Raw genomic sequence first — 20,347 nt, 5'->3', positions numbered from 1 at the left:
TCCGGCAGTATCAGCACATAATTCCTGCGCTCAGACACCACCCACCCTTGCCGTATCGACCCGCTGAACCAAATAGAGATTGCCGCTCGTCCTTCAGATGCAGGCGGCGAAAGTCACCACCCGATCGCACCAGGCAATGAACCAGTCTGCCATCAGCAAAGCGAACAAGGCGCTCTATACACGGATCATCGCCGGTATCGGCGGGCTTCTGGCGGGCGCACTGTCGCTCGGGCTGTCGATCTACGAAACCCGCACGGGAACAGAGGTGGCGCAGGTGCCACCCGGCAAACCCGTCGACGCGGGTCAATGGATGGTTATTCTCAATTCCGGCAGCGTCGCTACCGAAACGCCGGATGACCGACGCCTTCCCGATGGCAAGAAAGCGCTGACACTCGATCTGACCCTTGAGAACATGACAGCGGAAAGCTCGAACTTGTATCGGGATACGCTGAAGCTCGAAAATCTTGCTAACCCCCCGGCCCCACAATTCTATCTTGTCCGGGACAATGATTTGCTTTGGGACCTCCAGCCGATGATGCCGGAAAAGGTCAAGGTCGTCTGGCAATTGCCTGCGACACAAACGCTCCCGAAAGTCCTGAACGTCGCGATCGTCGGAACCACTTATAAGCCGAAGGACAATCTCTACGCGGCACCGGGCTGGTTCAACCCGAACGACGTGGCGCGCGTCGGCTTGCCGCTTTCGGTGGGACAAGGAGCAAATCCTTGATACGCCTTTTACTTTCCTTATTGCTCGTCGGCATGACCGCCCTGCTCTTGGCGTTCCTGCAATCGACGACACCGAGCTATGCCGTCCTGACCGGCCCCATCGAAACGTCAGGACTGCAGAAGGACACCGTGTCGAGCAAGACGTTCAGCGTCAAGGTCGCCAAGCTTCTGCGCGCGAAGACGATCGCGTTTACATCTTATGGCAAGCCAGTCGAGCGGCAGACCGAAGGGGTCTGGCTGATCGTCAGTGTCGAACTGCAGTCGAAATATGATACCATGACCATCCAGGCCGCAGCGATTGAAGGAGCTTCCGGCCGTTCCTACCGGCAGACTCATCGTGCCGATGGTGCCCCTCGCCTTCTGTCATCCAAGGATTTGCAGCCGGGGCTGCCGACGACGGGCATCTTCATCTTCGAGCTGCCGGAAGATGAAACGAGCAATATGACACTGGTGCTTTCCAGGCAGCCGTCCCCTCAGCTGGATTCGGAAATTCGCGTCAAGCTCGACGGCGGAAGCGTCGAAACGCGCGACCGCGTGGAGATCGGCAATAATGGCGTCTAGACGGGAGAGACGGCTGTGGTTGGCATCCCTGCTAAGCCTGCCCTTCTTGCTGGCGGGCAATTACACCATTAACGCCTGGCGCAATGCCGAGGATTACATCAAGCGAAACGAGCTGCGCATAAGCGACAATGTCGGCGGACAGACCTATGCCAAGGCCTCCTGGACGCTCAATCAGGCAAGGGTGATCGGCGATGGGCGTGACGGGAAAATTACCTTCCCCGGCCAGATGCGCCTGGTGATCGTAAGGCTGGCTGCGAAAGCCGAAGACGATATCGGGCAGTCCTGGGCTCAATGCAGCCTGACCCTGACGGACCCGACGGGGCGCCGCTGGCAGCCCCTCAATTTCATTCTTTCCAAGGATCTCAGCCGCGACCTTGATCCACAAGCCACCCCAATCGATGGCTGCGATACCGTATCCCGCCAGCCGCCTGCCAAAAGTGCAAACACGCTCATGGAGGAAAAATTCGTCGTGCCGGCCGACGCAATTACCTCTTTATCGGCGCGGCTGAGCTTCGCTTCGACGAGACCGGACGCCATATCCTTCCCGTTGCGACTGAATTAAGCAGGGCCATGGAAAGCCGAACCGCTTCAGGCATCAGCTTCCGCCGCGGCGCCATTCCCGCCCCTGCGCGAAGCCGATTTCCAGAGCTGCAGCCAGCAGGCAAATCTTGATCGGCATGATGAGGACGCCGTCGCCCGGCGCACTGGGACTGCCGAAGACGAGCGAAATGGCCTGCGCAATCATCTGCCACAAGGGCAGATCGTGCGGACCGATGAGCCTTGAGATGCCATACCAGGCCCAAGCCGAGCCCCAATCCAGCAGCCGGTACAGCAGAATGACCGATAGCATCAGCCCGAGACCGGAACCAAGGGTCAGGCCAACGCCCTCGGCCAATGCGCGATAGCGTTTTGCCGTGCCTGCGATGAAATGCGAAATGAAATCACGGATCACCTTTGGCAGCGACTGCCAGCGCGAAATCGCGCGCGCCAACCGGCCTTCCGTCAGCGGGCGCTCGCCATTGATGTCGTAGCCATAGACCAAGGCGGCAAGGGTCAGCCAGACGACGGGATAAAGAGCATAGAAGAAGAGACCGAGTATTTGCCTGGAAAAGGAAAACGAGGCGTCCTCCGCCGTCGGCGGAAAGATGGTGGCCGCTGCGGCATCGCCCACCGGATTGAGAAAGCCGAAAAAATGCCCGATCGTTTCGGGAAGCTTGGCGACCCAGGAACGGATGTCGCCTTCCCAGGTCGAAATGACAAAGAGACCGATGAAGGCCCAGTTCGCCTCGCAAATAACGATGATAACGGCCCAGACCGGCGCTTTCGAGCGCGCATGCATGAATTTGGCAAAGCGCCTGACTGCCCAGGCGACGGCAACCGACACGAGGAGCCAGGCACTGCTGCCGAATTTCAGAGGATTGTAACTTTCCCCGAACAGCATCAGGTCGAGCGACAGCCTGGAATATTCCCTCACCGTGTCGCCGAGAAAGCCCCAGGCGGCGTAGTAGGCGAAGAATGGCACGAGCGTCAGCGCGAGTATCGACGTGAAGCCCGGCGTGGCAGAACCCTCGCCGGTATCGGTTTCCGGCCGGGCGGCCGCAATGCGCGAGGCGGCATCAAGCGACGGTAGTCCGGGCCGCACGGTCTCGAACAGCGCGACGATGATGACAAGCTTCAGGAGTACGACAAGGGCAAGCGTCGAAAGCCCAGCCAGTGCATTCAGCCGGCCGATCATGACGGCCAGTTCGTTGAGAAGCGAATTTCCAATCAGCCCGAGCAGCCACAGCGCCATCAGCTGCGGCCAGAAGCGCCACAGCAATTGCAAGGTGAGCGATGGCAGCCGGAACGGAAGCCGGAGCGGCGGGCGGGTATCCTGGGAGAGAACCGTCATGGCGCATATAGTAGCAATCGAACCGCCAGTCGCCAAGACGCCGCTCAACCTGCCAAGCGAACGGATCGCCTGCGGCTGCCCGCGGGATCCATCAAACCTTTCGCACCTTGCGCTCGGTTCTGACGCCAGCCGGTGCGGCAACCGACGCACGTTTGACAAGCGAGCATTCGAGCTTGGTGATCTGGTAGCGGCGCTCTCTTGGCAAGACGGCCGTTTCCAGATGCTCAATCGCCCATTGGCCCATGGCCATGTGGGGCAGGATCGAGGTCGTCAAGGGCGGCACGAGATGACGGCAGATGTCCTCGTCGTCGTAGCCCATGACCGACATGTCCTCCGGAATGTGGAGGCCAGCCTCCTTCAACGCTTCGTAGCAGCCAATGGCGGTACGGTCGTTCTGACAGAAGATCGCCGTCGGACGCTCGGGAAGCGAAAGCAGTTTCATGGTGCCGGAATAGCCGGCGCTCGCCGACCAGTCGCCCTCTATGACCAACTCTGGATCGAATGGAATGTCGGCCGTGGCCAAGGCCCGGCGATAGCCGGTCAATCGATCCTGCGCCGCCTGCATCCACGGTTCGCCCGTGATCGTCGCAATGCGATGGTGACCATGCGAGATCAGATGCCGCGTCGCGGTCTGCCCACCGGCTATTTCGCTCGGAACAACGGCCGGAAAGGCATAATCGGACGTATAGCAATTCAGAAGAATGATCGGGATATTGAGATCGTAGAGATAATCCGGCACCTCCACCTCGCGCGTGAAGATCGTCATGTAAATGAGCGCCGAGATGCCGCTGTTGCTGAGCGCCTTGATCGCTCTCGGCTCCATAATGGGATCGCTCATGGTCTGTGCGACGAGCAGAACGTTTCCGGCATTCCAGCAAGCCTCACGCGCGCCTTCGATCGCAACCACCGCCTCCGGACTGGTTGCAAGCTGGTCGACGGCAAAGCCGATGACGCCATCGAGCTTCGATGGCGACAGGAGCGCCGGCGGCGTGGCAAGCACGGGCGCGACATAGCCAAGCTGGCGAGCTGCCTCGATGACCCTCTCGCGGGTCTGCTGCGACAGGCGCATGCCGGGCGTATTGTTCAGGACGAAGGATACTGCGCTCTGCGAACATCCGGCCGCCTTGGCAATATCGGTCATCGTGACCCTGCTGCCGGACCGACGGCCACTTCGCTTGGATATCCTGTTGTCGACGGCCGTGCGATCGCCGTTTGCGGCCGATATCTTCTTCATAACTGCGTCTCATCTCCCCTGAAGCGAAATCGGCCTACAATCCCCACGGCCGTTTTCATGCGCTAATATTTATTATCATTAACTGCACGATCTGGGCAACCGGTGCAGGCACGCATAGATTCACCACCCACATCTTCGAACCCAAGATTGCTGGCAATTGAAATAAATAGCCAGATTTTCAAGGCTCCCCCACTTCGCATACGCGCAACTGTATTACTAATACTATTTACTAATTGAAATTAGTCGTATACCGTCGCTCGCGTGGTTGTACGTGCCGTATCTCGCTTAGCGAGAAAACCCTAGGAGGGGGTTCAGGGCCGGCCTGCCGCGAGTTGCAACTAGATCTCGCAAGCGGATCTATGGGAGGATGATCATGAAGTACCTAACACGGGGCGCTGCCGCCTTTGCGGCAGGGTTGCTGCTGAGCTATGCGACGGCGACCTACGCCGCCGACAAGCCCACTCTCGCATTTGTGGTCAACGGCGCATCTGACTTCTGGAAGGCGGCCGAAGCCGGCGTCAAGAAGGCTCAGGCCGAACTGCCGGACTTCAATATGGAATTGAAATATCCTGAACAATCATCGGTCGCGATCCAGCAGCGACTGATGGAAGATCTCGTGGCGGCCGGCGTCAAGGGCATCATGGTTTCCGCCGTCGATCCCAAGACCTCGACAGAGGGGCTAAACAAGATCGGTTCGGAAACTGCGCTGTTTACCACCGATAGCGACGCACCGGATACGAACCGCGTCGCCTATATCGGCTCATCGAACATCGATGCCGGCAAACAGGCCGCCGAAATCGCCAAGAAAGCCATGCCGAACGGGGGCAAATGCATCGGCTTCGTGGGACTTCTCGGTGCCGACAATGCCAAGGAGCGCATTCAGGGCATGAAGGACGGCCTAGCGGGCACGAAGATCGAATTGACCGACGTGCGCGGCGACGACATCGACCAGACGAGAGCGAAGAAAAATGTCGAAGATGCGCTCGTTGCAAGCCCTGACGTCACCTGCATGGTGGGCTTCTACTCCTACAACACGCCGCGCATCTATGAAGCACTGCGCGAAGCCGGCAAACTCGGCCAGATCACCGTCGTCGGTTTCGATGACGATCCGATCACGCTCGGCGGCGTCAAGGAAGGAACGATCGCCGCCACAGTCGTGCAGCAGCCCTATCTCTGGGCCTATCAGGGCATGAAGCTGATGGCCGCCTATCTGAAGGGCGACAAATCGGGCATTCCCGCTGGCAAGCTGATCATCATCCCGACGAAAATCATCGGCAAGGACGATGTCGATGCCTATGCGGCCAATCTGAAGGCTATGGCTGGCAATTGAGGCCAGCCAGCAGCGCCGGTTGCGAGGACCGGCGCTGCTCGAATGCAATTGCTCACGTCGCCGCGGCTTTCGAAGCCACATCGCACAGGCATGATATTCGTTATGAACCAGCGTTCGGATACATTGGCATCGACTGAAACCACGATGCCCTTTCTCAGCCTTTCGGGAATCGGCAAGACCTACCCGGGCGTGGTAGCGCTCGATAATTTTTCGATGGATGTCAGCCCCGGCGAGGTGATCGGTCTTGTCGGCGAGAACGGCGCCGGCAAATCGACGCTCATGAAAATCCTTGGCGGCGTCGTCAGGCCGGATCATGGCAGCATTCGGCTCGATGGAGCCGAGCACGGCGCCTTCACAGTCGAAAGCAGCATCGCGTCCGGGATTGCCTTTGTCCATCAAGAGCTCAACCTGTTTGAAAATCTTGACGTTGCGGCCAATATTTTCCTCGGCCGCGAACCGCTGCGCGGCGGCGCCCTGAAACTGGTCGACCGCGCCCGCTTGCGTGAGATGGTCGCTCCTCTTTTGAAGCGCGTCGGTGCCAATTTCTCGCCGGATACGCCGGTAGCATCACTATCGCTTGCTCAGCAGCAGATGGTCGAAATCGCCAAGGCATTGTCCATCAATGCCCGCCTCGTCATTCTCGACGAACCGACCTCAAGCCTGCCGCTTGCTGAAACGGAAAAATTGCTGGCCGTCATATCCTCGCTGAAAGCCGAAGGCATCAGCGTCATCTTCATTTCGCACCGCCTGCATGAGGTTGAGCGTGTCGCCGACCGCGTCATCGTTCTGCGCGACGGCACGCTCGTCGGCACATTGCCGAAAGACGCGATCGACCACGATCGCATGGTGAAGCTGATGATCGGGCGGGCATTGGCCGCGCGCTCCGTGGAAGCGGCACGTCCGCCGGGCGACATCGCGCTGAAGGTCGCAGCCGTTCGCACCGCCGCCTATCCGACGCAGCCCGTCAACCTGGATATCCGTTACGGTGAAATCCAGGGCCTTGCCGGCCTCGTCGGCTCAGGCCGGACGGAGCTTGCCCGCGTCCTGTTCGGGGTCGACCACAGCTATGGCGGCAACATCGCCCTCGGCGGACAGGATGTGAAACTGCGATCCGCCGGAGATGCCGTCGCCAATGGCATTTTTCTCGTGCCTGAGGATCGCAAGCTGAATGGCATCCTGCTCGATATGCCGATCTCGCAGAACATATCATTGCCCAACCTTCCGGCCTTTGCGCGCCGCTCCATGGTGTCGACTGAGCGAGAAAATGCCACGGCCGAAACGCAGCGCAGGCAGCTCGCCATCAAGACGCCATCAGTCGTAACCCGCACCGGCACGCTTTCGGGCGGCAACCAGCAGAAGGTCGTGCTCGCCAAATGGCTGGCGATGCACCCGAAGGTGCTGATCTTCGACGAGCCTACCCGCGGCATCGATATTGGCGCGAAGAGCGAAATCTACAGCCTGATGCGCAAGCTTGCGGATGCCGGCGTGGCGATCCTGATGATCTCGAGCGACATGGAAGAGGTAATCGGCGTCTCCGATCGCATCGCGGTCATGCATGAAGGCCGGATCTCCGGCATCCTTGATAAGGATCGGTTCAGTCAGGAAAACGTGCTTTTGCTGGCTGTCGGCAAGACGCTACACTAGAGCAGTTCATGGAATCTTGAACCGCCCTATCTCATTGTTTTTACGCAATTTCCAACGAAAGACGCTTGGCGCTTTCCATAGAATTGCTCTAACGGCTGCGGTCAATGGGAATTGATATCGATGAGTAAGAAAGATCTGGGCCTGCTTCTATTGATCATCGTCGTCGGCATTGTCGTGACGATCATCAATCCGCGCTTCCTTCTGCCGATCAACCTCGCCAATACGTCGAACCTCATCGGCCTTTTCGGGATATTGTCGATCGGCCAGGCTTTCGTCATTATCACCGGCGGCATCGAACTGTCGGTAGGCTCGCTGGTTGCCCTGCTCGGCGTCCTGTTCATCGATTTCATCGCCGTTCAGAACATGCCCTGGGCAATTGCCCTGCCCTTGATCCTAATTCTTGGCGGCGTCTTGGGCGCGATCCATGGCTGGCTGATTACTCGGCTCAACCTCCAGCCCTTCGTCGTGACACTCTGCGGCCTCCTGATCTATCGTGGTGCTGCGCGCTTCTACACGGCAGACGGGACGGCCGGCTTCGCCTTCGGCCAGAACTTTCCGACCCTCGAATTCCTGACTGCCGGCCGCTTCTATGGGGTGCCGAATACCTTCATCGCGCTCGTGATCATTGCCGCCGTCATGTGGATCGTTCTGCATCGCTCCGTCTATGGCCGCTATCTCTACGCCATCGGCAAGAATGAGGAGGCGGCAAAATATTCCGGCATCCGCACCACGAAGATGGTAACGGTCGCCTACATCATCTGCGGCGTGCTGACGGCGCTTTCGGCGATCTATTTTGCCATGTACACCCGCTCCATCTCGCCGGCGAGCCACGGGCAGTTCTATGAGCTCTACGCGATCGCGGCGGCGGTTCTTGGCGGCTTTTCGCTGCGCGGCGGTGAAGGATCGCTGATCGGCGTGGTGCTGGGCACGATCCTGCTGCAGGAACTGCAGAACCTCGTCAATCTGCTCGGCATTCCCTCCTCGCTCAACTTCGCCGTGATGGGTGGCGTCATCCTGATCGGCGTATTGATCGATCAGCAATGGAGTGCCATTCGCGCTCAGCGGCGCTTGGTATCGGCGGCGCGACAGGCGGAAGCGCGGCAACCGGCCGAGCAGCCGCAAGCCTAGCCGAGCGGCTATCAGCTCCCGGTAAGCCGCTCAGGTCATCCACTTGCGGTGTTCCACGAAGCGCTCTGCCAAAAGGTCGATGAACAATCGCACTTTCGTCGGCAGATGGCTACGGTTCGGATAGATCGCGCTGATCATGAATTCCACGGCCCGATAGTCGGGCATGACGCGCACGAGACGGCCGGCGGCGACCTCTTCGAAGACGATGAAACTCGGCGCGAGAAAGATGCCCTGCCCGCTCGCCAGGAGAAAGCGCAGCGTCTCCGCGCTGTTGGAGACGACATTGCCGGAAATCTTGACCCCCACCTGCTTACCATCGGCATCCTCGAAACGCCACTCGTCGCCATAGGGGTAATAGGTATATTGCAGGCAATTATGCTCCACGAGATCGGCCGGAACCTTCGGCATCGGATGTGTGTCACGATATTCGGGCGAGCAGACAAGCATGTGTCGCCAGGGCGCAAGCTTGCGCGCAACGAGCGTCGAATCAGACGCGGGTAGGGTTCTGATCATCAGATCGTAACCCTCCTCGACCATGTCAATCGACCGTTCTCCGACGTTGAAATCGAGCGAGATCGCAGGATATTGCGTCATGAATTCGTTGACGACCGGGAGCAGGAAACGGACGATGGCGCCGCTGGTGTAGAGCTTCAGCGTGCCGCGCGGCGTGGTACTAAGCGCACCGGCGGCCCGATCGGCCTCCTCGAGATCGGCCAGGATCTGCAAGGAGCGCTCGTAATAATATTTGCCGGTTTCCGTCAAACTGATCCGGCGCGTCGTCCGGTTCAGGAGCCGCGCGCCCAAGCGGTCTTCCAACGATTGCACGTGATTGCCCACCATGGTGACGGACATGTTGAGCCGGCGGGCGGCGGCGGAAAAGCCGCCACATTCCACCACCCGGCCAAAGACTGTGAGGCTGGTCAACCGATCCATATTGTCCTCGGATTATCCACTGTGACTTGATGATCCTTCCCGATTTGAGGAGATTATCAGAAGGACGGTTCGGACGCATCTTCATCGCATCAAAATGGCCCCGGACAAAGGGGTGGCGCATTGAAGGAAACGGACAATGGTGGAACTCCCCCGCAACGAAGCGTTCAAGAACGCGAGCCAAGCCGATGCTGCTCCGGCGAACGAGATCGCCAGGTCTCCGGCAACTGAAGCCCCGCAGAGCGTGACCGTCGAAGCGCCTGTCGCTTCGGCCACGCCCAAGGCTGGCAGAAAGCTCATCAAGCGCGGCGTGCTCATCGCCGCACTGCTGGCTGGCGTCGCGATCGCGGCGGATTTCGGTTACCGCTACTGGACGGTAGGCCGCTTCATCGAGTCCACCGACGATGCCTATGTAAAGGCCGATTACACCACGATCGCGCCGAAGGTCGCCGGCTATATCAAGGATGTGCTTGTCAACGACAATGACAAGGTCAAGGCCGGCCAGGTGCTCGCCCGCATAGACGACCGCGATTTCCAGGCCGCACTTTCCCAGGCGAAGGCGGACCTCAAGGCCGCTGACGCGGCGATTTCCAACATCGATGCGCAGATCCAGCTGCAGCAATCGCTGATCGGGCAGGCCAAGGCAACGGTCGACGCGTCGCAAGCCTCCCTGGATTATGCGATATCGGATGCCGCGCGTTCGGCTCGTCTGATCACCAACGGCGTCGGCACACAGTCGCGCGCCGAAGAGACGGCATCGGCCAGAAAGCAGGCCGCCGCCGCCGTCGAGCGCGACCAAGCCGCGCTCGTCGCCGCTCAGAACAAGGTACCGGTGCTGCAGACCCAGCGAGACCAGGCAGCCGCCCAGCGCGATCGGGCCGCCGCGGCCGTTCAGCAGGCCGAGCTCAATCTTTCCTATACCAACATTGTCGCCGCCGTCGACGGCACGGTCGGCGCCCGCTCGATCCGCGTCGGGCAGTATGTGACATCGGGCACGCAGCTGATGGCGGTGGTGCCGCTGCACTCGGTCTATGTCGTCGCGAACTTCAAGGAGACGCAGCTCACCTATGTACGTCCCGGACAGTCGGTCGAAATCAAGGTCGACAGCTTCCCGGACGTCACCATCAAGGGCCATGTCGACAGCCTCTCGCCGGCAAGCGGGCTCGAATTCTCGCTGCTGCCACCGGACAATGCGACAGGCAATTTCACCAAGATCGTCCAGCGCATACCGGTGAAGATCGTCATCGATGACGATAATCTGGCCGGGCTGCTACGCTCCGGCATGTCGGTGGAGCCGGAAATCGACACCAAGGCGGCTCAGACATCGACAGCCGACACACAGGGATTATCCAGCCACGCTGGATGATCCTTCCCGATCTTCATCGATTATCACCTCTGCATCGTCATGAGATTATTCCGGCATGAGCCGGAAGGAGACGCGTCGTGGCCACTCTTCAGATCGCCGCAAACAACAATTCAGCCTTATCCCAGGGCACTCCCACCGCTCCGGTTGCCCGACCCGCCATGAGCCCGCTGCGCATGTGGACCGCCGTCGTTGGTTCGACACTTGGCGCCTTCATGGCCGTTCTCAACATCCAGATCGTTAATGCCTCGCTTGCCGACATCCAGGGCGCAATCGGCGCCGGAACGGACGATGGCGGCTGGATCTCGACCTCCTACCTGATCGCCGAGATTGTCGTCATTCCCCTTAGCGCCTGGCTTGCCCGCGTCTTTTCGGTGCGCATCTATCTGCTGACCAACGCGATCCTTTTCCTCCTTTTCTCGGTCGCCTGCGCCTTTGCTGCCAATCTGCAGCAGATGATCATTCTGCGCGCCATACAGGGCTTTTCCGGCGGCGTGCTGATCCCCATGGCCTTCACGATCATCATCACGCTACTGCCGAAGCCCAAGCAACCGATGGGTCTTGCCCTCTTTGCTCTTTCCGCCACCTTCGCGCCGGCCATCGGCCCGACCATCGGCGGCTACCTCACAGAAAACTGGGGCTGGGAATATATCTTCTACGTCAACCTCGTGCCCGGCATTCTCATGGTCGGCATGCTCTGGGCGTCGCTCGATCGCGCCCCGATGAACCTTTCGCTGCTCGCCAAGGGCGACTGGCCGGGCATTATCACCATGGCGGTCGGCCTTGCCGCGCTGCAGACCGTGCTTGAGGAAGGCAACAAGGACGACTGGTTCGGTTCCCCTTTCATAGTCCGCCTCTCCGTCATCGCCGCGATCTCTTTGACGCTCTTTCTCATCATCGAGCTTCGCGCCGCCCATCCGCTCCTCAATCTGCGTCTGCTGGTGCGCCGCAATTTCGGCTTCGGCATCGTCGCCAATTTCCTGATGGGCGTCGCCCTCTATGGCTCGGTCTTCATCCTGCCGATCTACCTGACGCGTATCCAGGGTTACAATTCCGAGCAGATCGGCATGGTGCTTGCCTGGACCGGCATTCCCCAGCTGATCCTGATCCCGCTGGTGCCGCGGCTGATGAAGCGTGTTGACGCACGACTGCTGATCATCGTCGGCTTCGCGCTCTTTGCGGCTTCGAACTTCATGAATGTTCACATGACCGGCAACTATGCCAGCGACCAGCTCTTCTGGCCGAATATCGTGCGTGCCGTCGGCCAGGCGCTCGCCTTCACGCCACTGACCGCAATTGCGACCGCCGGCATCGAGCAGGAAAATGCCGGCTCCGCTTCGGCGCTCTTCAACATGATGCGCAATCTTGGCGGCGCGGTCGGCATTGCGGCACTGCAGACCTTCCTTACCAAGCGCGAGCAGTTCCATTCGAACATTCTCACCAATTCGGTCACGGTATTCGAAGAGGCTACTCGTACCCGCGTTGTCAACCTCACCAGCTACTTCATGAACCATGGGGTGAGCGATCAGGCGCTTGCCACGCACAAGGCGATCGTCGCCATCGCCGCCAGCCTTCGCAAGCAGGCCAATATCATGGCTTTCAGCGACACCTTCTATCTGCTCGGCGTCGCGCTGGTCATAGCCCTTGCCGCCAGCCTGCTTCTGAAGAAACCCGGCCACCTTTCCGGCGGTGCGGCACACTGAGCGCCGCGCTTCAAAGAGGAGGAGATAGCCATGACCCTGCTGCACGACATGCCGAAGACCGCAAGCGTCAATTCCAGAGCGGGCCATAGTGGCGTCAATACCGGGGCAACCCTGAGCCTGATCGAATGGCTGACGGGCGACGAATGCCACGCTCTCGATGAGGCGGGCCTCGTCGCCGGGCTCGGCCGCCGCTTGCGGGCTCTTGACCTTCCCGTCGATCGATTGACACTGCACCTGACGACGCTGCATCCTGAATTCATCGGGCGCACCTTCGCCTGGGCACCCGGCGAGCCGGTCGAAATCCATGATCGCGAACATGGCTCGCGTCTCGCGCTTGCCAATACGCCGCTCATGAAGGCACAGGAGATGCGCGAGCCGCTCGTCGTCGGTCCAGGCGAGAGTCTGCATGGGCGCTGGCAGCATATCGACATATTTTCCGGCCGGGGACTGGTGCAGCTGATCGTGGCGCCGCTTTGCAACGCCGACGGACCGATCAGCTGCGCCGTCTTCGCCACGCGGCGGCCAGGCGGCTTCACATCCGGCGAGCATGATCTGATCGAGCGCATCCTGCCGGCATTGCGCAACACGTGCGAACTCCGCGTCCTCAGACAATGCGAACTCAGCCTTCTCGACACCTATATCGGCCCGATGACGGCGAGCCGCACCCTTGCCGGGCACATCCGCCGTGGGGAAATCGAATCGATGGAGGCTGCACTTCTGCTGTGCGACCTGCGCGGTTTCACTGAGCTTTCCAATCGGCTACCTGGCGGCACGGTGCTCGGGCTCTTGAACGCTTATTTTGACAAGGTGATACCGGCGATCACCCACGAAGGCGGAGAAGTGCTGAAATTCATGGGCGATGCGGTTTTGGCATTCTTTCCAGGCGCCGATGCGACAGGCGCCTGCAATGCCGCGCTGAGCGCAGCAAAGACAATCCTCGATGAAATAAGCGGCTTCGAATATGAAGGCATCCGCGTCAAGGCCGGTATCGCGCTGCACTATGGCGAGGTGAGCTACGGCAATGTCGGCTCCGGCAACCGCCTGGACTTCACCTTGATAGGCCCTGACGTCAATATCGTCAGCCGCATCCAGAACGTCTGCAGCGAGAGCGGCGAAGCGCTCCTGATATCAGGCCCATTCCAGCAAAAGGCCGATATCACCGATGCGCTCTCGATCGGGCGGCAGCCGCTGAAGGGCTTCGCCGAGGCGATGGAGCTATTTGCGATCACACGTTGACGCTGGCGATGAGACAAGAGAGATGAGCCATCAACGCATTCTCTCGATCTGTCGATTTCTAAGATGGGCTTTCCTATCCGAATTTTCCCGCGAAGCATGTGTTGCATTAAATCAACAACCAGTTTTTCCGTTTCCGAATGGCTCCGGTTCGGATTTACAAACAATCTGAATGTATATAGCTCTGTCAGCAGGACCTATTTAGCTTGCGATCTGGTGGGGTGTTGTTTCAGCCGCCAGCTAACGAGGTTCCATCGGGGTGGGGATAGTACCGGCAGTCTATTATAGATTTAGTGCCTGGTTTGGCTTTCTGTTTGCGGGAAGCACTTCCAGGATAGCCTATTATGCTCGCTCCTTGGATTACGTAGGAATAATTACGACAAGGAGTTATTATGAACATCAAGAGCCTTCTTCTCGGCTCCGCTGCTGCGCTGGCAGCAGTATCCGGTGCTCATGCTGCTGACGCGATCGTCGCTGCTGAGCCCGAGCCGCTGGAATACGTTCGCATCTGCGACGCATATGGTGCTGGCTACTTCTTCATTCCCGGTACCGAAACCTGCCTCAAGGTCGGCGGCATGGTCCGTACCGAAGGCAAGTGGTACGATGCCTATAATGCCAACAGTCACAACGGCACTCTGTGGCATACCCGCGCTCAGCTGAGCCTCGACACCGCGACCGACACCGAATACGGCCCGCTGAAGACCAACACGGTCATCCGTTGGGATTGGCAGGAAGGCAATTCGACCTCCAGCAAGCTGCTGTTCGCCAACATCAGCCTCGGCGGCTTCCTGGTCGGTAAGGCTGACTCGCAGTATAACTACTACATCGGTTATGCCGGCGACGTCATCAACGACGACGTGATCTATGACGGCCCGTATGAACTCAACCAGTTGACCTACAGCTACGATGCCGGCAACGGCTTCACGGCTGTCGTCTCGGTTGAAGACAGCAACTCCAGCGGCTCGGGCGCTGGTTATGGCGCCAGCTGGGCAAGCGACGACAAGGCCAACCACTACGCTCCTGACGTCGTTGCCGGTGCCGGCTTCAAGTCCGGTGCATGGGGCTTCAAGGTCGTCGGTGGTTACGACTCGATCAAGTCGGAAGGCGCCATCAAGGCTCGCGTCGATGCTGACTTCGGCGTCTTCTCGGCTTTCTTGATGGGCGGCTGGAACACCGATGGCGACAACCTGAACAAGTATGCCGGCACCAACCTGGCTCGTTCTTCTTGCCCGGCTAACGATGCATCGAAGTGCGGCTGGGGTGACTGGGCTGTCTGGGGCGGCGTTGGCGTTCCGATCAACGAAAAGCTGAAGTGGAACCTCCAGCTCGCCTACACCGACTCGAAGATCTTTGCCGCCACGACGAACGTCAAGTGGAACCCGGTCAAGAACCTGCTCATCGAGCCGGAAGTTTCCTACACCAACTTCGATTCTGTGAACCAGGATCAGTGGGCTGGTATCCTGCGCTTCCAGCGTAGCTTCTGATAGTGCTTACCTGGTCTCCTGGGGCCAGGTACGGGAAGCCTGATGTATCGATCCATCAGGCTTCTCAAAGCGATCGGTTGACCTCCGATCGAAACCGGAAGGATCCGATTTCCCTCCGGGTCCTTCTTATCCCCCTGCAAGATCAACGATGATTACGTCAATCCGGCGCGTAGAATCCCGCCTGGTGGGCAGCCCGATCCAGCTCCTCCCGGAAATCGGGATGGGCAAGCGCAATCATCGCCTTTGCCCGCTCTGCCACCGATTTGCCCTTGAGGTTCACCCAGCCATATTCCGTAACAACGATATGGATATCGTTACGCGACGTCGTTACTGGACCTGTCAGCGTCGGAACGATACGCGAAAGCGTTCCTTTGGCCGCCGTCGCATGACAGGCGATGATCGAGCGGCCGCCGCGTGAGCCATAGGCGCCACGGACGAAATCCACCTGCCCGCCCGAGCCGCTGAATTGCCGTCCATTGACGAATTCGGAATTGCACGCGCCATTGAGATCGATCTGCAGCGTCGCATTGACCGACACCATCCGGTCATTTTGCGCAATGACGAACGGATTGTTCACATAGTCAACGGGATGCGCTTCGACATCGGGATTATCGTTCAGGAAGTCGTAAAGCGGCTTGTCTCCCAGCGCAAAGGTGAAGATGGTGCGCCCGAGATGTATCTGTTTGCGGCTATTGTCGACCACGCCAGCTCTGACCAGAGCGGCAAGTCCCGATGTCATCATTTCTGTATGAATGCCCAGGTGGCGGTGCTGTGAGAGACCGGCGCAAACAGCGTCAGGCAGCGCACCGATGCCCATCTGCAGGCAATCGCCATCATCCACAAGCCCCGCGACGATGGCGCCGATCGCATCATCGACTTCTGAGCGAGGCGCCGCCGCGAGCGCCGGCAGGCTTGCGTCATTCTCGACAACAACCGTGACGCTCGAGACCGGGATCATGCAATTGCCCCGCACATAGGGCATGCTGGGATTGACTTCGAGGATGAGGCGAGCGCCGGGCTTGCGGGCAACCGCCAGGGCATAATCGGTACTGGCGCCAAGGCTGAAATTCCCGTCCGCATCCATGGGCGAGACGGTAGCGATCAATGTATCGACGCCGACATGCTCCACCAGCGAGCGCGGCACCTGACTGAAATGGCACGGCACGATCTCGGCGGCGGGCAGCATCTCCGCCATTCGCCGTTTATCCAAGGCACGATCCACCGCTCCATGAAAATAGCTCATGGGAACGATGCGGTCGCGCAGATCGAAGTCGAGCACGCTGGAGCCGGCGACACCCGTGCAGAGCAGGTAATAAAGCCGGACGTTGTCCACCGCTCCGGCCCGCGCGCGTTCGGCCAATGCCGCAAGGATTGCAGGCGGCTGGCCTGCAGCGATCGGCATGGCGATCTTCGCGCCGGATGGTATCAAGGCAACGGCCTCATAGGCAGAGCGCACGCGTTCGCGGTATTGCGTCTGATGATTAGCGGCCATCGAGTCCTCCCCTTGAATGCCACCGTCAGCACAATTTGGCCTCCACTGCGTGATCGCATACAGCCCTCCTCCGAGGCTGCTGCGAACGCCTTCGCTGCAGTAGGACGCACTTACATAAAAGCGCCTAACCTGCTGTTTGCGCAAGACCCGAACATCATGCTCACACCGGCAAAAGCGAAATCGGCCTCAACCCTCGAATCGGCATCGACGCCGCAACTCATAGAGCGCAAGCTTCGAGACTCGAGGATAAAGGGAAGGACACTATCAATTTTCCTTCCACGGCTGCGATTGATGATGGAGCTCGTCAGGCCTTGACGTCGACCGTGCCCATCATGCCGAGATCTTCATGCTCGAGGATGTGGCAGTGATACATGCGCTGCCCCGGCAAATCCTGTCGCAGCAGGATGCGTACCGTCTCGCCGGCGGCAACGTTCACAGTGTCTTTCCAGGCCCGGTAGGATGGCTTGGTGACCGCGCCATCCTTTTCCCGTTCGACAAGCTGGAACTGCGTCCCATGCACGTGAAACGGATGGTCCATATCCGCCTGGTTGACGATTTCCCATAGCTCGATCTGCCCGACCTTCGAAACTGCGTCGATGCGCGTCATATCGAAACTGGCGCCGTTGATGAGGAACTTCATCTCCATGCCGTCCATGGATTCGGTCAGGACAAAGCGACGCGTGACTGACGGCTCTGCGAGGCTGTCAATGGTGCGCAGCTTCGCGGGAAGCGGAGGCGCAATAGGTGCAGCTTCCTCTGAAATACTTGCCGTCAGCAAGGTCATGCCGGCTTCATCGGGCTTGCCCGGCCCCATCCATCCGCGCTCATAAGCGAGTGTGACGAGCTTTGCCGCTCCCGGCCTGTCGAAGGAGATGATGAGTTCGACGCGCTCGGCGGGCGCAAGCAGCAAATCGTCGATGCCGACGGGAGCCTCGATAAGGCCGCCATCCGTTCCGACGAGCATCATGGCGGCATTCTCGAACGTCAACCGCAGGAATCGCGCATTGGTCGCATTGAAGAGGCGCACACGACGCTTTTCCCCTTTCGCGACGGCCAGGACCGGATTCTTCTGACCATTGACCAGAATATGATCGCCGACACGCCCGTTCATCAGATCGATCATGTTGCTCGCCGGCATGCTTCCATCTTCGGCGATCCGAAGATCGGTGAACATCAGGACCGTATCGCCATATTCGGCAGGGATCGGATCATCCTTGGGTTTCACGAGAAAGATGCCTGCGAGCCCGCGATAAACCTGTGCGGCAGTGAGACCATGCGGATGGGGATGGAACCAATAGGATGCGGCGCTGCCTTGCGGCAGATCGAAAGCATAGAGGCGCTCGCTGCCCGAAGCGACGGGTTCCATGGGGCTGCCATCCTGATCGGCCGGCACCGGCATCCCATGCCAATGGACCGTCGTCGGTTCGCCGGGAATGCCGTTCCTGAAGCTGATCTCGATCCTGTCACCCTCATGCGCCTCGATCACGGGATTTCCGCTGTTATAGAGGAGCACGGGCGTATCGAGCCCTTCGGCGAAGCGAGCTAGCCCCTGCTCTGCGGTAAGTCTTGTCTTGAACAAACCGGCTTCGCCGGCCTCGTTCATCAAACGCGGCAGCTCCCGTAGAGGCTGCCCTTCCGGCAGGACGGGCTTGTTGCCGGCGACAGGCATCATATTGTGAGCGCCGTTCATGTTGCCCATGTCGTGCATCATCTGGGCCGAGGCAGGCCCGGAAATCGCAAGGCCCGCCAGCCCCGCAAGAAAATTACGTCTGTACATCGATTGCTTCCTCTTGCTGAGCGATATCCTCATTAAGGCCGCTCACCACCGTGCGCGCATCCAGACTGGTCTCGATCCCGGCGTCTGGATCGACGGATTGGATTGCTTCGGTGACGGATCTCAAGCAGCAGCCGCAGGTCATGTTTTCAAGTCTCAGCTCCAGGAGAACTCTCATCTGTTTTGATCTCATGATGCTTAAGGTGGGGGTTCCAACCATGGTAAGGTCAAGTGTCCTACAGCCAAAAATATGCTATTGACCTTCCCATGGTTGGAAGGCCCATCTTCCATCGGCAACATCAGGCGGTGCCTGTCAGGAGAACATTCATGAATATCGGACAGGCAGCAAAGGCATCGGGCGTTTCGGCCAAGATGATCCGCTATTACGAAGAGACCGGCCTCATTCCGGCAGCCGGCAGAACGGCATCGGGTTATCGCGACTATTCGGATACCGACGTGCACATGCTGCGCTTCATCCGCCGAGCGCGCGATCTCGGCTTTGCCGTTGCGGAAATCAGCGAGCTTTTGGAACTCTGGCGCGACGAAAGCCGCCAGAGCGCCGAGGTCAAGCGCCTCGCTCAGGGTCACATCGCGGCACTGAAGAAAAAGATCGCCGACCTGCAGGACATGGAGCACACACTCAGCATGCTCGTTAATTCCTGTCAGGGCGACCATCGTCCGCATTGCCCGATCCTGCAGCGGCTCGAGACCGATCAGGAAGACGAAAATCTGCCGATCCAGCCTCGACCCGGCGCGATATCGCGGCCCTTGCAGTGATCTCTGCCCGCCGACCTCTTTGCGGCGCGGCACCGACATCATAGCTTGCTCGGGATAAATCCCCGCCAAGGCTGCTCAGGCTTCCCCGTCAAGGAATTGCCGGAGGCGCGGCACGACGAAATCAAGGAAGACGCGCACGCGCTGCGGCATGCGAGCCCCTCCCAGGAAGACCGCGTGAATCTGCTCCTCATCCGGCTCGACGACATCGGCGAGCACCTCGATGAGACGACCCGCCGCGAGGTCGGCGCGGACGTGATAATCACCCATACGCGCAAGCCCCACACCTGCCAGCGCCATGCGCCGCACGGTTTCGCCATTATTGGCAAGCAGCGAACTCGGCATGGCGCGATCGACGATGCGGCCGCTTTCCCTCACCGGCCAGACGGGCGCAAGACGGCGGAAATTGAATCCCAGGCAATTGTGCCGGGAGAGGTCATCAACACTCAGTGGTATTCCATGGCGATCGAGATAGCTGGGCGCGGCGACGATCTTGCGGCGAGCAATGCCGAGGCGGCGTGCAATCATGCCTGAAGCCGGCAAAGCCCCAACCCGAAAAGCAACGTCGGTGCGGTCGAGATAAAGATCGACGATTTCATCGGACAGCGACAGATCGACGACAACATTGGGATAGGTCTGCCAAAATTCCGGCAAGAGAGGTTCGAGGCCGAGTACGCCCAGGGCAACGGAAATATTGACGCGGACCGTGCCGCCCGTCGTCGTCGCACCCTGTGCCAGTTCCTGTTCGACCTGGTCGAGATCATGCAGCAGGGCCTGGCTGCGCTCATAGTAGATCCGGCCCTCCAGGGTCAGCGATAGCCGTCGTGTCGAGCGTTCGACAAGCCGCACGCCGAGCCGGGATTCGATACGTGAGATCAGCTTGCTGACGGTGGAGGGCGTCATGCGCAACAGGCGCGCTGCTTCGGAAAAGCTGCCTGCTTCCACCACGCGAAGAAATACCTGCATCTCGCCGACGCGATTGTCCATGGAGCACCCATTTTTGATTTAATTTCACAAATAATGTGAAAAGCTACCCAATTATCAAGTGCGTATGCTCTCTCTATTTCATAGGCCGAAGAG

At 59.4% G+C, this 20,347-nt stretch carries 18 protein-coding genes; 11 read left to right on the top strand and 7 right to left on the bottom strand.

What is annotated here, in order from left to right; all coding sequences use genetic code 11:
- Positions 1-136: 136 nt before the first annotated feature.
- The 3 genes from AC13RM_RS00250 to AC13RM_RS00240 are packed head-to-tail and all read left to right on the top strand — an operon-like array spanning position 137 to position 1,849.
- The gene (locus AC13RM_RS00250; RefSeq protein ID WP_374823108.1) at positions 137-727 is read left to right on the top strand and encodes a hypothetical protein; all 591 of its coding nucleotides are present in this window, start codon (positions 137-139) and stop codon (positions 725-727) included.
- Positions 724-1,287, top strand: coding sequence for a DUF4352 domain-containing protein (locus AC13RM_RS00245; RefSeq protein ID WP_374823105.1), 564 nt, complete (start codon positions 724-726; stop codon positions 1,285-1,287). The genes AC13RM_RS00250 and AC13RM_RS00245 overlap by 4 nt, the downstream gene beginning before the upstream one ends.
- The gene (locus AC13RM_RS00240) at positions 1,277-1,849 is read left to right on the top strand and encodes a hypothetical protein (RefSeq protein WP_374823102.1); all 573 of its coding nucleotides are present in this window, start codon (positions 1,277-1,279) and stop codon (positions 1,847-1,849) included. Before AC13RM_RS00245 ends, AC13RM_RS00240 begins: the two co-directional genes overlap by 11 nt.
- A 33-nt stretch (positions 1,850-1,882) precedes the next feature.
- Here AC13RM_RS00240 and AC13RM_RS00235 read toward each other — a convergent pair whose 3' ends face one another.
- Entirely contained in the window at positions 1,883-3,178 is a 1,296-nt protein-coding gene (locus AC13RM_RS00235; RefSeq protein ID WP_374823099.1) for a hypothetical protein, read from the bottom strand.
- A gap of 91 nt (positions 3,179-3,269) precedes the next feature.
- A complete protein-coding gene (locus tag AC13RM_RS00230; RefSeq protein ID WP_374823096.1) occupies positions 3,270-4,412 on the bottom strand; it encodes a LacI family DNA-binding transcriptional regulator in 1,143 nt (380 codons plus the stop codon).
- A gap of 373 nt (positions 4,413-4,785) precedes the next feature.
- Here AC13RM_RS00230 and AC13RM_RS00225 point away from each other — a divergent pair, with 373 nt between their 5' ends.
- From AC13RM_RS00225 to AC13RM_RS00215, 3 genes are all read left to right on the top strand, one after another.
- Positions 4,786-5,742 (top strand): sugar-binding protein, encoded by a 957-nt coding sequence (locus AC13RM_RS00225; RefSeq protein ID WP_113232299.1) that lies wholly within the window; start codon positions 4,786-4,788, stop codon positions 5,740-5,742.
- 102 nt (positions 5,743-5,844) lie between these two features.
- On the top strand, positions 5,845-7,386 hold the full coding sequence (locus AC13RM_RS00220) for a sugar ABC transporter ATP-binding protein (protein ID WP_488554416.1): 1,542 nt from the start codon (positions 5,845-5,847) through the stop codon (positions 7,384-7,386).
- A gap of 120 nt (positions 7,387-7,506) precedes the next feature.
- Entirely contained in the window at positions 7,507-8,514 is a 1,008-nt protein-coding gene (locus AC13RM_RS00215) for an ABC transporter permease (RefSeq protein ID WP_374823090.1), read from the top strand.
- A gap of 30 nt (positions 8,515-8,544) precedes the next feature.
- Here AC13RM_RS00215 and AC13RM_RS00210 read toward each other — a convergent pair whose 3' ends face one another.
- On the bottom strand, positions 8,545-9,447 hold the full coding sequence (locus AC13RM_RS00210; protein ID WP_374823087.1) for a LysR family transcriptional regulator: 903 nt from the start codon (positions 9,445-9,447) through the stop codon (positions 8,545-8,547).
- Positions 9,448-9,583: 136 nt separating this feature from the next.
- On the opposite strand from AC13RM_RS00210, the gene AC13RM_RS00205 reads away from it, so the two are divergent.
- From AC13RM_RS00205 to AC13RM_RS00190, 4 genes are all read left to right on the top strand, one after another.
- The gene (locus AC13RM_RS00205) at positions 9,584-10,810 is read left to right on the top strand and encodes an HlyD family secretion protein (RefSeq protein ID WP_374823084.1); all 1,227 of its coding nucleotides are present in this window, start codon (positions 9,584-9,586) and stop codon (positions 10,808-10,810) included.
- A gap of 77 nt (positions 10,811-10,887) precedes the next feature.
- Positions 10,888-12,510 (top strand): MDR family MFS transporter, encoded by a 1,623-nt coding sequence (locus tag AC13RM_RS00200; RefSeq protein WP_374823081.1) that lies wholly within the window; start codon positions 10,888-10,890, stop codon positions 12,508-12,510.
- A gap of 48 nt (positions 12,511-12,558) precedes the next feature.
- Positions 12,559-13,746 carry an adenylate/guanylate cyclase domain-containing protein gene (locus AC13RM_RS00195; protein WP_374823267.1) on the top strand — a complete coding sequence of 396 codons (1,188 nt, stop codon included), beginning with the start codon at positions 12,559-12,561 and terminating at the stop codon, positions 13,744-13,746.
- A 389-nt stretch (positions 13,747-14,135) separates the two neighbouring features.
- The gene (locus AC13RM_RS00190) at positions 14,136-15,227 is read left to right on the top strand and encodes a porin (protein WP_488554415.1); all 1,092 of its coding nucleotides are present in this window, start codon (positions 14,136-14,138) and stop codon (positions 15,225-15,227) included.
- Positions 15,228-15,384: 157 nt separating this feature from the next.
- On the opposite strand, the gene AC13RM_RS00185 is transcribed toward AC13RM_RS00190, so the two are convergent.
- The 3 genes from AC13RM_RS00185 to AC13RM_RS00175 form a co-directional block, all read right to left on the bottom strand.
- Complete coding sequence (locus tag AC13RM_RS00185; RefSeq protein WP_374824607.1) at positions 15,385-16,719, bottom strand: acetyl-CoA hydrolase/transferase family protein; 1,335 nt, start codon at positions 16,717-16,719, stop codon at positions 15,385-15,387.
- A 304-nt stretch (positions 16,720-17,023) separates the two neighbouring features.
- Positions 17,024-18,496: a multicopper oxidase family protein gene (locus AC13RM_RS00180; RefSeq protein ID WP_374824604.1), complete on the bottom strand. Its 1,473-nt coding sequence runs from the start codon at positions 18,494-18,496 to the stop codon at positions 17,024-17,026.
- A complete protein-coding gene (locus AC13RM_RS00175; protein WP_374824601.1) occupies positions 18,483-18,671 on the bottom strand; it encodes a heavy-metal-associated domain-containing protein in 189 nt (62 codons plus the stop codon). The genes AC13RM_RS00180 and AC13RM_RS00175 overlap by 14 nt, the downstream gene beginning before the upstream one ends.
- 149 nt (positions 18,672-18,820) lie before the next feature.
- On the opposite strand from AC13RM_RS00175, the gene cueR reads away from it, so the two are divergent.
- A complete protein-coding gene (gene cueR, locus AC13RM_RS00170; RefSeq protein WP_374824598.1) occupies positions 18,821-19,270 on the top strand; it encodes a Cu(I)-responsive transcriptional regulator in 450 nt (149 codons plus the stop codon).
- 75 nt (positions 19,271-19,345) lie between these two features.
- Here cueR and AC13RM_RS00165 read toward each other — a convergent pair whose 3' ends face one another.
- On the bottom strand, positions 19,346-20,254 hold the full coding sequence (locus AC13RM_RS00165) for a LysR family transcriptional regulator (protein ID WP_374824595.1): 909 nt from the start codon (positions 20,252-20,254) through the stop codon (positions 19,346-19,348).
- Positions 20,255-20,347 lie beyond the last annotated feature (93 nt).

It is taken from the genome of Martinezella sp. CNPSo 3732 (genome assembly GCF_057784515.1).
This window is presented reverse-complemented; position numbering and strand designations above follow the sequence as displayed.

Excerpts from the sequence above, each read along its gene's own strand:
- AC13RM_RS00250 (WP_374823108.1), top strand. The coding sequence starts at position 137 with ATGAACCAGTCTGCCATCAGCAAAGCGAACAAGGCGCTCTATACACGG.
- AC13RM_RS00240 (WP_374823102.1), top strand. The coding sequence starts at position 1,277 with ATGGCGTCTAGACGGGAGAGACGGCTGTGGTTGGCATCCCTGCTAAGC.
- AC13RM_RS00235 (WP_374823099.1), bottom strand. The coding sequence starts at position 3,178 with ATGACGGTTCTCTCCCAGGATACCCGCCCGCCGCTCCGGCTTCCGTTC.
- AC13RM_RS00230 (WP_374823096.1), bottom strand. The coding sequence starts at position 4,412 with ATGAAGAAGATATCGGCCGCAAACGGCGATCGCACGGCCGTCGACAAC.
- AC13RM_RS00225 (WP_113232299.1), top strand. The coding sequence starts at position 4,786 with ATGAAGTACCTAACACGGGGCGCTGCCGCCTTTGCGGCAGGGTTGCTG.
- AC13RM_RS00220 (WP_488554416.1), top strand. The coding sequence starts at position 5,845 with ATGAACCAGCGTTCGGATACATTGGCATCGACTGAAACCACGATGCCC.
- AC13RM_RS00215 (WP_374823090.1), top strand. The coding sequence starts at position 7,507 with ATGAGTAAGAAAGATCTGGGCCTGCTTCTATTGATCATCGTCGTCGGC.
- AC13RM_RS00210 (WP_374823087.1), bottom strand. The coding sequence starts at position 9,447 with ATGGATCGGTTGACCAGCCTCACAGTCTTTGGCCGGGTGGTGGAATGT.
- AC13RM_RS00205 (WP_374823084.1), top strand. The coding sequence starts at position 9,584 with ATGGTGGAACTCCCCCGCAACGAAGCGTTCAAGAACGCGAGCCAAGCC.
- AC13RM_RS00195 (WP_374823267.1), top strand. The coding sequence starts at position 12,559 with ATGCCGAAGACCGCAAGCGTCAATTCCAGAGCGGGCCATAGTGGCGTC.
- AC13RM_RS00190 (WP_488554415.1), top strand. The coding sequence starts at position 14,136 with ATGAACATCAAGAGCCTTCTTCTCGGCTCCGCTGCTGCGCTGGCAGCA.
- AC13RM_RS00185 (WP_374824607.1), bottom strand. The coding sequence starts at position 16,719 with ATGGCCGCTAATCATCAGACGCAATACCGCGAACGCGTGCGCTCTGCC.
- AC13RM_RS00180 (WP_374824604.1), bottom strand. The coding sequence starts at position 18,496 with ATGTACAGACGTAATTTTCTTGCGGGGCTGGCGGGCCTTGCGATTTCC.
- AC13RM_RS00175 (WP_374824601.1), bottom strand. The coding sequence starts at position 18,671 with ATGAGAGTTCTCCTGGAGCTGAGACTTGAAAACATGACCTGCGGCTGC.
- cueR (WP_374824598.1), top strand. The coding sequence starts at position 18,821 with ATGAATATCGGACAGGCAGCAAAGGCATCGGGCGTTTCGGCCAAGATG.
- AC13RM_RS00165 (WP_374824595.1), bottom strand. The coding sequence starts at position 20,254 with ATGGACAATCGCGTCGGCGAGATGCAGGTATTTCTTCGCGTGGTGGAA.